Origin of the sequence: Paenibacillus sp. FSL R10-2778 (assembly GCF_038593035.1) — a bacterium.
Lineage (GTDB): Bacteria > Bacillota > Bacilli > Paenibacillales > Paenibacillaceae > Paenibacillus_AQ > Paenibacillus_AQ odorifer.
Map to the genome: position 1 here is coordinate 5,293,513 of NZ_CP151956.1, position 14,144 is coordinate 5,307,656.

At 45.7% G+C, this 14,144-nt stretch carries 13 protein-coding genes and 1 other RNA gene; 3 read left to right on the forward strand and 11 right to left on the reverse strand.

Annotation, left to right across the window (positions count from 1 at the left end; all coding sequences use genetic code 11):
• Positions 1–111: 111 nt before the first annotated feature.
• A complete protein-coding gene (locus tag NST40_RS23875) occupies positions 112–621 on the reverse strand; it encodes a hypothetical protein (protein ID WP_076129027.1) in 510 nt (169 codons plus the stop codon).
• A 220-nt stretch (positions 622–841) separates the two neighbouring features.
• Positions 842–1,501, reverse strand: coding sequence for a TerC family protein (locus NST40_RS23880; protein ID WP_076136549.1), 660 nt, complete (start codon positions 1,499–1,501; stop codon positions 842–844).
• A 171-nt stretch (positions 1,502–1,672) separates the two neighbouring features.
• Between NST40_RS23880 and NST40_RS23885 the strand changes: the two genes are divergently transcribed.
• Positions 1,673–2,365, forward strand: a complete 693-nt coding sequence (locus NST40_RS23885) for a TerC family protein (protein ID WP_076276751.1) — start codon at positions 1,673–1,675, stop codon at positions 2,363–2,365.
• A gap of 67 nt (positions 2,366–2,432) precedes the next feature.
• Here NST40_RS23885 and thiI read toward each other — a convergent pair whose 3' ends face one another.
• The 6 genes from thiI to NST40_RS23915 form a co-directional block, all read right to left on the reverse strand.
• Entirely contained in the window at positions 2,433–3,713 is a 1,281-nt protein-coding gene (gene thiI, locus NST40_RS23890; RefSeq protein ID WP_256718992.1) for a tRNA uracil 4-sulfurtransferase ThiI, read from the reverse strand.
• A 9-nt stretch (positions 3,714–3,722) separates the two neighbouring features.
• The gene (locus tag NST40_RS23895) at positions 3,723–4,874 is read right to left on the reverse strand and encodes a cysteine desulfurase family protein (RefSeq protein ID WP_076217853.1); all 1,152 of its coding nucleotides are present in this window, start codon (positions 4,872–4,874) and stop codon (positions 3,723–3,725) included.
• Between the two features lie 82 nt (positions 4,875–4,956).
• Entirely contained in the window at positions 4,957–5,661 is a 705-nt protein-coding gene (locus NST40_RS23900; RefSeq protein ID WP_076217852.1) for a lytic transglycosylase domain-containing protein, read from the reverse strand.
• A gap of 186 nt (positions 5,662–5,847) precedes the next feature.
• Positions 5,848–6,258: a hypothetical protein gene (locus NST40_RS23905; protein WP_076217851.1), complete on the reverse strand. Its 411-nt coding sequence runs from the start codon at positions 6,256–6,258 to the stop codon at positions 5,848–5,850.
• Between the two features lie 12 nt (positions 6,259–6,270).
• Positions 6,271–6,492 (reverse strand): DUF1540 domain-containing protein, encoded by a 222-nt coding sequence (locus tag NST40_RS23910; protein ID WP_036683762.1) that lies wholly within the window; start codon positions 6,490–6,492, stop codon positions 6,271–6,273.
• 166 nt (positions 6,493–6,658) lie between these two features.
• Positions 6,659–7,156, reverse strand: coding sequence for a YpuI family protein (locus NST40_RS23915; protein WP_036683764.1), 498 nt, complete (start codon positions 7,154–7,156; stop codon positions 6,659–6,661).
• A 316-nt stretch (positions 7,157–7,472) separates the two neighbouring features.
• Here NST40_RS23915 and NST40_RS23920 point away from each other — a divergent pair, with 316 nt between their 5' ends.
• Positions 7,473–9,407 carry a S8 family peptidase gene (locus NST40_RS23920; RefSeq protein WP_342410059.1) on the forward strand — a complete coding sequence of 645 codons (1,935 nt, stop codon included), beginning with the start codon at positions 7,473–7,475 and terminating at the stop codon, positions 9,405–9,407.
• Positions 9,408–9,412: 5 nt separating this feature from the next.
• Here NST40_RS23920 and NST40_RS23925 read toward each other — a convergent pair whose 3' ends face one another.
• Positions 9,413–10,843: a PLP-dependent aminotransferase family protein gene (locus NST40_RS23925; RefSeq protein ID WP_342410060.1), complete on the reverse strand. Its 1,431-nt coding sequence runs from the start codon at positions 10,841–10,843 to the stop codon at positions 9,413–9,415.
• Between the two features lie 93 nt (positions 10,844–10,936).
• On the opposite strand from NST40_RS23925, the gene NST40_RS23930 reads away from it, so the two are divergent.
• Entirely contained in the window at positions 10,937–12,157 is a 1,221-nt protein-coding gene (locus tag NST40_RS23930; protein WP_342410061.1) for a PLP-dependent aminotransferase family protein, read from the forward strand.
• Between the two features lie 535 nt (positions 12,158–12,692).
• Here NST40_RS23930 and NST40_RS23935 read toward each other — a convergent pair.
• Together NST40_RS23935 and rnpB are read right to left on the reverse strand one after the other, a co-directional pair.
• Positions 12,693–13,016, reverse strand: a complete 324-nt coding sequence (locus tag NST40_RS23935) for a hypothetical protein (protein ID WP_342410062.1) — start codon at positions 13,014–13,016, stop codon at positions 12,693–12,695.
• 723 nt (positions 13,017–13,739) lie between these two features.
• Positions 13,740–14,142, reverse strand: an RNA gene (rnpB, locus tag NST40_RS23940) — RNase P RNA component class A.
• Between the last annotated feature and the right edge of the window lie 2 nt (positions 14,143–14,144).

Genomic DNA, 14,144 nt, shown 5'->3' on the forward strand with positions numbered 1-14,144 from the left:
CCGACGCTTCAACATAACATTAATATTATAGTGAAAGTACCATGAAAAGCAAGTCTTTTTATGAAAAAACAGTTACCAATTTCCGTTTTTTTTCACAAGATCCTACAGCAATTAGCTTCGATACCATCTATTCCGGCCACGTGCTCTGCCTCGACCGGTAATCAGCCAAATTCCTACAGCTATTAATACAATCCCGATCAGGTAGATCGCGCCGGTGCCCATAAGGCTGAAAATACAAAGTGCAAGGCTTAGTAAGCCTAATGTTACAGCAATTGCTGACAGGCCACCCGTCCGTCTAGGTTCATAGATGGAGTATTCATACAAGCCCACGGCAAGACCAAGCAACAGCACAGGCCATAAGTTTCTCATAAGCCCCCATCCCCAAATATTGCAGAGGCCAAACAACAAACCATACACCGTTAATATCCCGGCAGGAACCAATACCGAGGCCGAAGCACGACGGCTGAAAAATAACATGTGTAGTACTATTCCTGGAATTAAAATCACTAGAGGCCAAAGCGCGCGCCCCAAAAATCCGAAGACGCCCAGCTTACCTAATAAAATCACGATGCCAGCAGCAACAATAAAAATTCCTAGCTGTATATCTTTCTTTGAAGACATCCTTCACCCATCCCTTCAATTTCACGTCTACCTCATTTCCTCGTCACCTTATAGCCTGAAAGCGACAGGATTCTTACTCATATATTATCCGAAACATACGCAAAATGCCATCACTCCCTGTGATTAATCAGTGTCGATAAGCGCTTCTGATCACGCAAAAAAAACGGACAATTCCAATTTATGGAGATGTCCGTTTAGTATTGCCTTTTATTGCAATTTATTAACCTGCAGATGTTTTTCTGCGTTTTATTGCTCCCGTAACGACAACTAATATTCCTAAGGCAATGGGCAAATAGGAATGTGAGGAAGGGAACAAAAAGGAGAGCATCGTCCCTAATTTTGCATCCTGAAGCAACATATCCCCTGCTGTAAACGCCAATATATAAGCACCGATAAATACGAGCACTGGAAACCGGTGCAGCCAGCCTACAATAATGCCGCTTCCCCACACTACTATCGGAATGCTAAGGGCAATCCCGATGACAATTAAAGCCAAATCTCCTTTAGCTACTCCTGCAATGGCTAGTACATTATCCAGGCTCATAATGAAGTCTGCTACAAGAATCGTCCGGATTGCTTTCCAGACTGAGGATGATTCCCTTACTCTGAGATCCTCCTCTTCCTCCAAAAGCAGCTTGAACGCTATCCATAGCAGCAGCATTCCCCCTCCAGCCTGAATATAAGGGATTTTTAATAGCAATACCGCAACAAAAGTAAGCAAACACCGCAGAACAACTGCGCCTGCTGAGCCCCACCATACTGCAGTCTTTCGGTGCTTCGCCGAAAGATCCTTGCTGGCCATTGCGATAACCATTGCATTATCTCCGCTCAGCACCAGATTAATCATCAATATTTCACCAAGGAGCAATAATGAATCCATTCGCACTTACCTCCCCGAGTCACATGTAACTACTTGTATGTTCGGAAATGACAAGCTATGCTTCCTGTCCAACTTTTTTTGAGCGTGAACGCATGTTGGCTCCTTTTTTTGCGTATACAAAACTAAGCATATTTTGAAGCTCAATCTAACAAACTTGGGAGTGACTTCGCTTTGAATACATCCATTTGGGAGTTTATATTATCGCTGCTCAACATTATTTTTCTAGATCTTATTTTGGCGGGAGATAATGCCATTGTGATCGGTCTTGCGGCGCGTAATTTACCGTCAGACACGCAAAAGAAGGCTATCGTATTTGGAACAGCAGGTGCTGTAGTGTTGCGGATCTTCGCAACGATTCTGGTCGTATGGCTCTTGAAAATCCCCTGGTTACTGCTTGCCGGAGGGATTTTACTCATTCTGATTGCCTATAAGCTGTTAACCAGTGAGAACACATCAACAGATATCAAGGCAGGTCAAAGCTTGTGGTCCGCTGTAGGGACAATCATTTTAGCTGATGCTGCCATGGGCCTTGATAATGTGATCGCCATTGCCGGAGCTGCCAAGCATAATATCTCACTGGTTATCATAGGACTGCTGATCAGTGTTCCCATCGTTGTGTGGGGAAGTACCCTTTTTATTAAATTAATCAACAAATATCCATGGATCATTTATATTGGTTCTGCTGTCTTAGGTTTTACTGCTTCAAGTATGATTACGGATGAACATCAGCTTGTGCCATTTTTTGATCATCATCCGCTGCTCAAATATCTGTTTATAATCGTGATCATTATAGGTATCTTGGCAGCGGGACATTGGAAACGCCAATCAAAACCAGAAGAGCCTCAGGAGGGCACAATCGTCTAAACCACAAAAAAACTGCCTCAGAACGTAGATTTCACTACGCTTCAAGGCAGTTTTTTGGTTTATTACTTTAGAACCATTCTTCCTGTAAACCAGCCTCGACACTTACAACATCACTAGGCTTCTCATCTCCATAGGGAGTGATTAACACGGTCTCTGTGGCTTCAATCGCCGCTTCCAGAAGTTCAGAATATCCCGGAAGCGTAGCCTCTATCTTATCCACAATCCGTAAATTCGGATTTGTTGTAGGTGATTTTGGAACAAATAAAGTACAGCAATCCTCATAAGGAAGGATAGACAAATCATAGGTACCGATGTTCTTCGACAGGTCCACGATATCACTTTTGTCCATCATTACCAGCGGACGCAGAAGGGGGAGGGTTGTCGCCCGGCCAATCACGTTCATGCTTGGCAAGGTCTGGCTAGCGACTTGTCCCAGACTATCCCCGGTTACAATCGCCAATGCACCTTCCCGCTCAGCAAGCTGGGTAGTAATTCTCAGCATTGCCCGCCGCATCAGTGTAATAATCAGATTATCCTGGCCGATGCCGGTAAAGGAAGTCTGCACTTCAGTAAAGGGTACCAGATGCAGCTTGATTACACCCGCATAACGTGACAATACCCGCGCAAGATCCACAACTTTTTGTCTAGCAAGCTCGCTTGTATAAGGATAACTGTAGAAGTGCACGCACTCCACTTCAAGTCCGCGCCGCATGGATGACCAGCCTGCTACGGGACTATCAATGCCACCGGACAGCAATAACATCGCTTTTCCGTTAGTGCCTAATGGAAATCCACCTACACCGGCAATATTTTCACAGAAAATATAAGTATGTCCCTGACGAATTTCGACCCTCAGCTCTAATTCAGGCGATTTAACGTCTACGGTGAGGCCAGGATATCCTTGCAATAGTGGTGTCGCGATCAGTTTATTCATCTCAATGGAGCCGTAAGGGAACTCTTTCCATACCCGCCGAGCATTAACCTTAAATCTGGTGCCCTGAGCAGGCGCGATTATCTCCAAAAATTGACGGCTGACCGCTACAATATCCTCAAGCTCTGACTTAGAAACCTTCACTGGACTAACTGAAGCAATGCCAAATACATTCTTCAGTGCTTGTACCAATTCAATCGCAGATTCCCCGTTCAATTCCACGTAAATTCTTCCGAATTCCTTGCTCAGAACTACGTTTGGATAAGGCTTAATCAATTCCTTCACATGACGCAGTACGGTTTTTTCAAATCGGGTACGATTTTTGCCCTTTAAAGTAAACTCTCCAAAACGCAGGAGCAGCATATCAGCGTATTCTATACTATGGGCTCTGCCTTCTGCAGATTCCTTATTCATCATGCTCATTTGTTACTTCATTCCTCCTTCAGCAATCTTTAAAGCTTGTACCGCAGTGGTTAATGCTTGCTCAAGCGCAGCGACATCCTCATCTGTATGACTGTCGCCAAGGCTAATACGAATCCCACCTGAAGCACTGGAGACATCTTTACCCATAGATAATAATACACGACTAGGCTCAGCCAGTCGTGAGGAGCAGGCCGAACGGGTGGAGACAGCCATCCCCAGTTCCTCTAGCTTGCGGGCAAATACCTCTCCCTTCATGCCAGGGTAAGAGAAATGCACAATATGGGGAGCTCCATCCTGTCTGCTGTTTATAACAAATTCAGGAACGGTGCGCAAGAAGCGTAATAATCGATCTCGGAGTGGAACCAACTGGGCAACGAAGGTTTCGCGCTGCTCACCACTCATGCGGATAGCTTTGGAGGATGCGACAATCGCAGGTACATTTTCAGTTCCAGCGCGTTGTCCTTCTTCATGAGAGCCCCCTGTAAGCAATGGGAATAGCTTAATTCCCTCTTTGATATACAGTAATCCCACTCCACGTGGGCCTCGAAGCTTATGAGGAGACAGGCTATAAAGATCCACCTGCCAATCTTTTAAATCAACTGCAAGCTTACCATATCCCTGAACACCATCTACATGAAATAAGGTTCGCGGATTCACAGCTTTAATCAGCTTCCCCATCTCTTTAAGCGGTTGTATCGTTCCAATCTCGTTATTGACATGCATCACACTAACAAGCACTGTGTCGCGCCGGACAGCAGCAGCTACGCGATCAGGATCAACAACGCCAGTGCTATCGGGTGCTACAAAAGTAACCTCCCAGCCCATTCGCTGCAATTGCAGGAAACTCTCATATACAGAGGGATGCTCTATTTCTGTAGTTACCAAATGGCGACCTCTAGTCTGATATTGCAGAGCAGCGCCTTTTATCGCCAAATTATTGCTTTCCGTTGCACCAGAAGTAAATAGAATCTCCTGCGGTTGTACAGATAAAGCAGCAGCGCATACTTCACGCGACCGTCTGATCAGCTTACCCGCTTCACTGCCCGCACGGTGCAAAGAGGAAGGGTTCGCATAATGCAGCTTCATAATTTGTTCCATCGTCTGCACCACTTCTTCATAGGGCGGTGTAGCGGCGGCATAATCCCAGTAAAGCATATGTCAAATGTCTCCTTTACTTCGTTGAGTGAACTTATTATCGAAAAAGGATCAAACGGTGTTTCCCGTTTGATCCTTTTTATTATACCGCGTATTGAGCGCGAGCGCGTTCTATTTTAAAGATATAAGATTGTGTCTCTTTTGGAAGCAGGCTAAGTTTCTCCAATAATTCCTGATCATTGGTTACTCCCAGATCTGTTACCCGTCCCGGCCCTGCGTTGTACGCTGCAAGTGCCATCTTTTCTTCTCCGCCAAAGCGTTTCAGTTGATAAGATAAATAACGTACGCCGCCATCAATGTTTTGCTCCGGATCGAATGAATCAGTAACCCCTAAGCCGCTCGCGGTGCCATCCATAAGCTGCATTAAACCTTTAGCCCCTGCCGAAGAGACCACATTAGGATTAAACGAAGATTCAGTATCAATCACTGCTTTGATCAGATCAATCGGCACGCCATATTTAGCACTCGCCTTCTGGATGAGATCATCATAGCTCGTAGGTGTGGAACCCGTTATTTCCCCGGAAATTATGTTATTGAAGGTTTCTGTTGTCCCACCTATCTGCTGCCATAACAAGCTGCTGACTGAAGTTGCATCCGGGAGAGAAGTCAAATAGCTTGAACTTTCACTACTCGTTGACATTGCCTGAAGCATTGTCGCAAATCCAGAAGCTGAAACTCCCGTTGACCGTTCATTTCCATTCGCGGAGCTAGTTTTTTCGGTTGTAGCCTTAAGGTTGATCCATTTAAGCTGCCCTAACCCGTCGGTTACAGCGGGATTGATCTGCATGCTGGCGCACTCCTTTTTTGTCCTACTCGAATCATATATAAGGTTTCGCGTTGAAATTTCGATGAATTACGGCTTAATCTTACATTTTATCTGAGATTATTGCTATATGTTGGAATGAAAAAACAGACTTCAGACCCTGATATTTAGGTCTAAAAGCCTGTTTAGATCAAAGCCATTCAGTTCTTTTTAGCGCGCAAAGGGAATCATCACAAAGTAACTTAGTGTCGCAACAATCCCTAAGCCCATTGCCCATGCCCCAAGCGTTTTTTGCTCTTTGACATAGGAATAATAACCAACTACGGCAGCGATGGGTCCGAGAATAAAGGACCAGATGAACAATGAGGCGATCCCCATCCCCAGTCCAACATACCCCATTACCCGGCTTCCACTATAATCCGCTTCATTGTCCTTTCGCTCTTCCACTCTCCGCGGGGCATCCCGAACCTGCATTGGAACCGGATTTACCTCAGCAGCGTATTCTTCGCGATGCTCTCTGTCCCGACGAGGATAGTCCACTCTCCGCGGACGAAGAATGACTTTTCTCGGACCGGATTGTTCCCGTGATGAGCTTGATTCATTATCCTTTTCTGTGTCCATTCTGGCGGCCTCCTAAGCGTTCGGCTTAAACGTCAGACAGCATGTTGCAGATGATGTACTGGCATGATCGCGGTGACCTTCATTTGTCATTTCTTCAGCATATTCTTCCTTATAACCATTGCCTACGTGCTTATCGATCTCGATGACAATTTCTTCAGCCCGGCATAAATTATGCTCGCCCCAATAATGACAATTGCTCACGCTACATTTTACTAATGGTTTTTCACTCGACATAATTATCACCTCGGCTTCATTATGTCCGCTCCATTTACCCGCTATTCGACAGAGTGGTTTCCAGTTGATGTATCGAGACAGGCTTTTAATCCACGCAAAAAAGGACCCGCTCATCGTCATTACAAAAATGACAAAGTGCTGATCCCTTTAGATCACTATTTAGAAGTTAAACCTGATTTTGCATACGTTTCTCGGTCAAATAGTCGTTCTCATAATAAATGAGATCATCGCGAAGATCTTCATACGTTTTGGTGATTTCTAGGATGATATCACGTGCGGGACGTACTGGCTTTTTGCGGAAACGGATTGCATCCTGACCTGTATAAGCGTAACGGCCATCTTCAGAATAGCTTTCATTTTTCGGATAAAAGAAGTTGTTCACGCCATAGTGATATACATTATAAAGCGCTTTCTGTGCAAAAGATTCATCGAATGTCGCACGACGCAGCGCAACGCCTAATTTCTCATATGACATTTCCGAGAACACTAATAGGTGACGAAGATCGGACAGAAAACCTTGGTAAAATTGTACGGTTTCCTCATCTCCCTCAACTACAAGCTGAGGCAATGCATGCTCATTTAGAAATACTTCCATTTTGTCGATTACCACTTTAAGTTTATCTCTCGTCGATTCACATAATTTCTGCACATTGGCTGCTGACATAGCGGTTGCTCCTCCTTATTATTCCCTGCTCTTGTAGTCAATAAAGTTAATCCTCTGAAAGAAACCGCCCTAAAGACGTATCTCTTTATTCTTGCAATATCAGGATGTGAACACAGAGAAGTCTAACCTTCTGAACAATTATTAAGAACAACATCTAATGAGGTATCTCTTACAAAATCAAGAAGACAATTCGAGATACTTATTCTCTCTGATATTATCATAAAAAACGTTAGGAAGGTATCCTTTTCTAAGATGCATAAAAGATACGCTCTCTTCTAAACCTATAGACATTACATTGCATAGAGGAGCGGAAATCATGTCACGAAAAAATCTAACAGTTGCAGGTTTGGTTACAGCAGCTTTTACAGTTGGGTTATTTACCTTTGCCCTGCGCCCTGCCACTAATGGGACGACCAGAGAGGCCGCAAAAGTCGCTGTTCAGAATCCGGCTCCAACTTCAGCTTTGCATTCACCTCCAAATCCCTCTCAGGAAAAAACATTAAAGAAAACCTCCTTAAGCCAGGATGTGGAGGCAACAGATCATCTGAATAGAGTCGATGTCAGTAGACACTTAACTAAACTCCTGTCTGAAACAGACGGGATGTCTTCGATTCATGATAAATCAGTGTATGCGAAACGATTGCAGCAAGACCACGGGTTTATCTCCATGCTGATGTGGATCGATTTCCGCACACAAAAGACTGAGACCTTTAAGTCGTCTTTTCCAAAAGGAACCGAACAGGAGAACAAACAGCTTCTAAAATATCTCAATACGGCAAAATCAGCAATCCACGGTCATCAATCCTATGAATCTCCAACGTTTACAATCGGTAAAGAAAAATATTACTTTATCGCTCAGCGGAACAAAGAGAAAAATGTAGGGATTATTGCTCTTATTAACCAAAAGGTGCTTGGGCGTGTGGCAGATCATCAGCTGAAGAACCTGCGTCTCATTCCGTATCCTAAGGAAGGCAAATACCATGTGGAATCAGTCCATACCGATAATTTAAAGGACATCACAGTCAAGACCGGCCATGATAACGAAAATGCCAGCCATTTTTATGAGAATGAAATTGTAGTCCGTTTTAAGGGAAATGCTCCGACTCAGGGACAGCTCCAGACTATAACCGCCGATATCCACTGCAAGCAGCCACGCAAGCTGGGATATGCCTATATCTTTCGCTCTGAGAAGATGAGCTATTATCAGCTGAAATCCTATTTCACCAACAAATGGCATCCCGAGTATACGGAACCTCACTATATGTATTTAACCAATGATACCATCACTAAAAACGCTGAAGGAACTGTCACGCCTAACGACATGTTATTCTCCACTTACCAATGGAACCTCCCGGCGATTGAAACTGAGCTAGGGTGGAATCTTTCCAAGGGTAGCAAAGAAGTGGTTGTCGCCGTAGTCGATACGGGAGTGCAGATTAGTCATCCTGATTTACAAGGTAAGCTTTTGACTGGTTACAATGCCATTACCAATGGTTCCACACCCGAGGATGATGTAGGTCACGGTACACATGTATCTGGAATCATTGGCGCACTTGTTAACAACGGGGAAGGTGTAGCTGGCATCAGCTGGTACAATAAGATCCTCCCTGTAAAAGCGCTAGATAACTCAGGTGCCGGAACGACTTATTCCGTAGCAGAAGGTATCATATGGGCAGCTGACAATGGCGCAAAGGTTATTAACTTAAGTTTAGGGAATTATGCCGACTCGCAGTTCCTCCATGATGCGATTAAATACGCCTATGACCGGGACATCGTGCTTGTGTCTGCAGCAGGCAATGATAATACAGAACGGCCTGGATACCCTGCAGCTTATCCCGAAGTGATTGCAGTGGCTGCTACAAATGCTTCAGGGGAAAAAGCCTCCTTCTCCAACTACGGCGATTATATTGATGTCGCTGCACCCGGAGAAAGCATCGCAAGCACCTATCCGGACAGCCAGTATGCCGCTTTATCCGGCACGTCGATGGCCAGTCCCCATGTCGCTGCGCTGGCGGGTCTGGTACGTTCACTGAATCCTAATCTGACGAATAAGGAAGTTATGGACCTTATGACCAAAAACGCTGTTGATCTGGGAACTTCCGGCCATGATAAATACTTTGGCTGGGGTCAGGTCGATATTTATAAAACGCTACAAGCGGCAAGCGGCAATCAAGTTCCATTGCAGCTTTTTCCGCAACATGTACGCCAGCAAATGAATCAATTAAAACAAAGAACAAATAACACCCCATAACCGTATCATTGCAAAAACCGGCCAAGTAAGCGCAGAAACCGCTGTAACCCTTCCTCCATTTCGAGTTCCTTCATTTGCGAATAGCAAAGACGGATGTGGCGGGAAGGCGTTTCCGCAGAGTAACATACATCACCGGGTAAAAAAGAAATGCTCTCCTGCTCCGCCAAGTCATGCAGGCTTGCGATATCAGGAGAAGGGGGCAGCTCCAGCCAGAGATTAAGTCCTCCCTCTGGTAGAATATAGTTCACTCCAGGCGGCGCGTACAGCTTCAGAAGCTTCGCCGCCTTTTCCATACGACCACGGAGTGTAATTCGTAGCTGTGCTGCGTAGGCGTCGTATTTTTCAGCGATGAAGGGTAATACGGCCTTCTGTGTCAGCAAGGGACTTCCCAGATCACTCGCAGATTTAGCGGCGATCAGCCGGGACAGAATATTTCCTTCTGCAGCCACACAGGCGATTCGGCAACCAGGTGCAAGTACTTTGCTAAAGCTTTTCATATAGACTACATGTCCATCGGGATCCATTGATTTAATCGCCCTAGGTGGTGGTGCATGGAAATATAAATCACTAAATGGGTCATCCTCAACAATGAGGCAACGGTAGCTGCGCGCTAATTCCAGCAGTCGTTGTCTTCTTGTGATGCTCATAGTTGCACCGCTTGGATTTTGAAAAGTAGGGATGGTATAAATTAGCTTTGGAGGTCTTTGATCACACATTTTTGTAAGAACATCCACTCGCATCCCTTCACTATCCGTAGGCACAAAAATCATCTCTGCACCTCGTCCCGCAAAAACATCAATAGCACCAGTATAGCTAGGCGCCTCAAGATAGACTGTATCTCCAGGACCAACAAATGTACGAGCCACCAGATCAATGCCTTGCTGGGTCCCGCTGGTTATCATCAAATCGGAAGAAGTGAGTGAAATCCCACGCGATTTCAAATGTTCTCTCATGACATTCCGCAGCTCAAGATCTCCCTGAAAATTCCCGTAGGTTGCCATAAGCTCCGGTTGCTCTTTGACCAAGGATGCATAGGTGTCACCAATATCTTGAAGTGGCAGCAGCTCACTGTGGATGGCGGCTAAATGAAAGGGATATTTCACTTCTGAAACATCAAAATTCCGCCAAAGCTGAGCCCGCGGCAAATAATCATCATATAAATCCTGCCAGCAACCCTCTTCTTGACGTCTATTATGGGTTGGATCGGCTACAAAGCACCCTTTACCCTGTCTGCAGTAAATAAGTCCTCGTTTCTCAAGCATATCGTAAGCCTTGCTTACTGTAACCTGACTCACGTTCAAGGTTATAGCTAGACTTCTAACGGAGGGCAGCCGGACACCTTGCTGAAGCAGTCCTGATGAGATCCGCTGACTGAGGGTTTCACTAATTTGATGGGGCAGAGTTTTGCTGCCGCTGCGATTCAAATCGATATGCATGAACCCTTCACCTCCACTGTTATATTCAACGCTTTACTGTTATACAGCACTCCTATTATGATAGCATCAAATCGAAAGGTGGAGAACTAATTTATGGATATCAAATACTCAACGGCAGCCAATCATCTAGGATCATCAGCAGTTCGGGAGATTCTAAAAGTTACACAAGGCAATGACATTATTTCACTTGCAGGCGGGCTGCCTGGGGAGGATTTGTTTCCCTTGGAGGCCGTACGTGATGCCTATAATCGTGTGCTCTCCAGCGACACCTCAGCGCTTCAATATGGGCTTACCGAGGGTTTTACTCCACTACGTGACAAAATCGCTGAAAGGCTTACCCGGCAAGGCATCCCGGTTACAACCTCTGAGATGGTATTGACTACAGGCTCACAGCAAGCTATAGATCTGTTATGCAAAATATTGCTGGATCCCGGCGATGCAGTTTTTGTGGAAGCGCCCACCTATCTGGCAGCACTACAAGTGCTCGGTTCTTACCGGGCTGCTATTCATTCGATACCAAATGATGAACATGGCATTCTGCCGGATCAGTTAGAAGAGCAGATTCGGATACATCGGCCAAAACTGCTATACGCAGTTCCGACCTTCAACAATCCGTCTGGAGCAACCTGGAGTAAAGAACGCCGCGAGAAGGTGGTTGAAATCTGCCGCCGTTACGGTGTTCTTATTTTAGAGGACAATCCCTATGGAGAAATAACCTTTGATGAAGATAAAACTCTATATCCACCCTCATTAGCCTCCATCGATAGAAGCTTCGGCGGGGATCATTGTGTAGTCTACACAGGGACCTTCTCCAAGATCGTCGCCCCTGCCCTACGCACCGGCTGGATTATCGGCGATTCCGAACTAATCAAGACCATCGCCAAGGCAAAGCAAGCAGCCGATCTGCATTCCAGCACCATCGACCAGCGTGCTTTAGATGAACTGCTGTTGCATTTTGATATTGAGCAGCATATCCGCCTCATCTCAAGAGAGTATCATTCGCGTATGAAGCTCCTGTCCGCGGAACTCAGATCACATAACTGGAAAGGAGCACATTTCCTCGAGCCAAGAGGCGGCATGTTCCTATGGCTTACCCTTTCCGAAGAGATTAACACTAAGGAATTACTCCCGCTGGCAGTGGAAAACGGAGTAGCGTTTGTACCCGGAGAGGTATTCTATTCAGCGGAGCCTCACAAAAACAAAATGCGCCTTAACTTCACACACACGCCACCAGAGCAAGTTCCTGTTGCTGTCCAGCGTCTAGAGAAAGCATTGGTACAATGGCAGCAAAATCAAAACATCGTTCGGTCGTAAACAACTGCTCGTAATCAATACCTACGATGGCAAAATAAAACGGCTTCTCCATCCTCCTTTATTGGACGGGGAAGCCGTTTTTTGTGAGCAGATTTCTGAGCTTTCACTTTTGCGCATTTGCAGAATGTTACATTTACGCATTTCTGCACATCTCATTTTCGTATTTCTACTTTTGTGGCACTACATAGCTCATTTCGTAATTTCACATTTCACATTTCACATTCAGCAATTTTTGCTCTTCACATTTCGAATTGCCATTATTCAGCGCCTCTGTACAGCTTATTTCGTATTTCCACATTCGCATTTCTACACATCTCATTTCGCATTCAGCAAATTTGCACGTCAAATGTCCCATTTCCCACATTTCGCTTTCCGCATCACCAAACATCCTCTAGTTACTCAACTCATCTGCCACTCAATTAACTCCGATTTCACAGGAAGTTACAGCCAGAGGTTACAATTGATATTTCGCTACTAACTCCAATCTTTCCGCAGAAGATTAGCCAAGCTCCGCATTGTTACAGTTTGCTAGCTACTAGTCTAATTCTGGCGTCAAAGTAACCATGGCGTTCGGAAGTTCGGGAGTTCTGAATTCTGGAGTTCTGAGTTCTGGAGTTCTGGAGTTCTGAGTTCTGGAGTTCTGGAGTTCTGGAGTTCTGAGTTCTGGAGTTCTGGAGTTCTGGAGTTCTGGAGTTCTGGAGTTCTGGAGTTCTGGAGTTCTGGAGTTCTGGAGTTCTGGAGTTCTGGAGTTCTGGAGTTCTGGAGTTCTGGAGTTCTGGAGTTCTGGAGTTCTGGAGTTCTGGAGTTCTGGAGGTTTGTATCGGACCCCAGCGCTCTTATTTGCATCAATTCCGCTCATTTGGTTTGCTATCGGACCCCATAGTCACTATTCGATCCAAAACGCCCGATATCCACCCTATTTATGCCGAATAACGGCTCTCCAGTCCGAAACTCCTCCAAAAAGGCATAAAATACACAAATAACTGCATCTCGGTCCGTTAGCATATCAGCTCATCAAACCATCAACCATCAGCTATCAGCTATCAGCTATCAGCTATCAACTCATCAAGCACCAGCCATCTATTCATCAACCACAAGCCATCTATTCATCAACCACAAGTTATCTGCTCATCAACCACCAGCCATCTGCTCATCAACCACCAGCCATCTATTCATCAACCACCAGCCATCTATTCATCAACCACCAGCCATCTGCTCATCAACCACCAGCCATCTGCTCATCAACCACCAGCCATCTATTCATCAACCACCAGCCATCTGCTCATCAACCACCAGCCATCTACTCATCAACCATCAACCATCAACCATCAACCATCAACCACCAGCCATCTATTCATCAACCACCAGCCATCTGCTCATCAGCCATCAGCTCATCAGCCGCTAGCAATTCTTCTAAAAAGTCTAATTTCTGCATATCACGTTCCAAATCCCTGCATGTTATCGCATTCACCGCTTTATATATTTGCCGTATCCGCATTTGTTTGCAACAAAAAAGGCGGCGTAGGCCGGGTTACCGGGATACGTCGCCGTTTGTATGGTGTTGTTATTATAACGTTGCAGTTAGGAAAGTTTGCCGTAAGCCGGGTTCTGTGCTCGTCGTGGTTCGATCGGGAACTACCCTCCCACCATAAGCGACAATCATCTATCTAGGCCATACATTACTGCACAGCTCCAGCGACCAACCTAGACGCGCCTCAGGCTAAGGCTGCTTATTCAGCTGCGTCTCATTAGGTCTTGCTCCAGATGGGGTTTACCAGGAACGAAGTCACCAGCGTTCCTCGGGGTCTCTTACACCTCGGTTCCATCCTTGCCTGTGCCGCCCTAAGGCAGCCATCGGCGGTCCATTTCTGTGGCACTATCCTTCAGCTCGCGCCGACTGGACGTTATCCAGCATCCTGCCTTATGGAGCCCGGACTTTCCTCCCGTGACGTCTTCACGTCACCGGCGATTGTCTGTCAAACTTTCC

Excerpts from the sequence above, each read along its gene's own strand:
- NST40_RS23875 (WP_076129027.1), bottom strand. The coding sequence starts at position 621 with ATGTCTTCAAAGAAAGATATACAGCTAGGAATTTTTATTGTTGCTGCT.
- NST40_RS23880 (WP_076136549.1), bottom strand. The coding sequence starts at position 1,501 with ATGGATTCATTATTGCTCCTTGGTGAAATATTGATGATTAATCTGGTG.
- thiI (WP_256718992.1), bottom strand. The coding sequence starts at position 3,713 with ATGATGAATAAGGAATCTGCAGAAGGCAGAGCCCATAGTATAGAATAC.
- NST40_RS23895 (WP_076217853.1), bottom strand. The coding sequence starts at position 4,874 with ATGCTTTACTGGGATTATGCCGCCGCTACACCGCCCTATGAAGAAGTG.
- NST40_RS23900 (WP_076217852.1), bottom strand. The coding sequence starts at position 5,661 with ATGCAGATCAATCCCGCTGTAACCGACGGGTTAGGGCAGCTTAAATGG.
- NST40_RS23905 (WP_076217851.1), bottom strand. The coding sequence starts at position 6,258 with ATGGACACAGAAAAGGATAATGAATCAAGCTCATCACGGGAACAATCC.
- NST40_RS23910 (WP_036683762.1), bottom strand. The coding sequence starts at position 6,492 with ATGTCGAGTGAAAAACCATTAGTAAAATGTAGCGTGAGCAATTGTCAT.
- NST40_RS23915 (WP_036683764.1), bottom strand. The coding sequence starts at position 7,156 with ATGTCAGCAGCCAATGTGCAGAAATTATGTGAATCGACGAGAGATAAA.
- NST40_RS23920 (WP_342410059.1), top strand. The coding sequence starts at position 7,473 with ATGTCACGAAAAAATCTAACAGTTGCAGGTTTGGTTACAGCAGCTTTT.
- NST40_RS23925 (WP_342410060.1), bottom strand. The coding sequence starts at position 10,843 with ATGCATATCGATTTGAATCGCAGCGGCAGCAAAACTCTGCCCCATCAA.
- NST40_RS23930 (WP_342410061.1), top strand. The coding sequence starts at position 10,937 with ATGGATATCAAATACTCAACGGCAGCCAATCATCTAGGATCATCAGCA.
- NST40_RS23935 (WP_342410062.1), bottom strand. The coding sequence starts at position 13,016 with ATGAGCGGAATTGATGCAAATAAGAGCGCTGGGGTCCGATACAAACCT.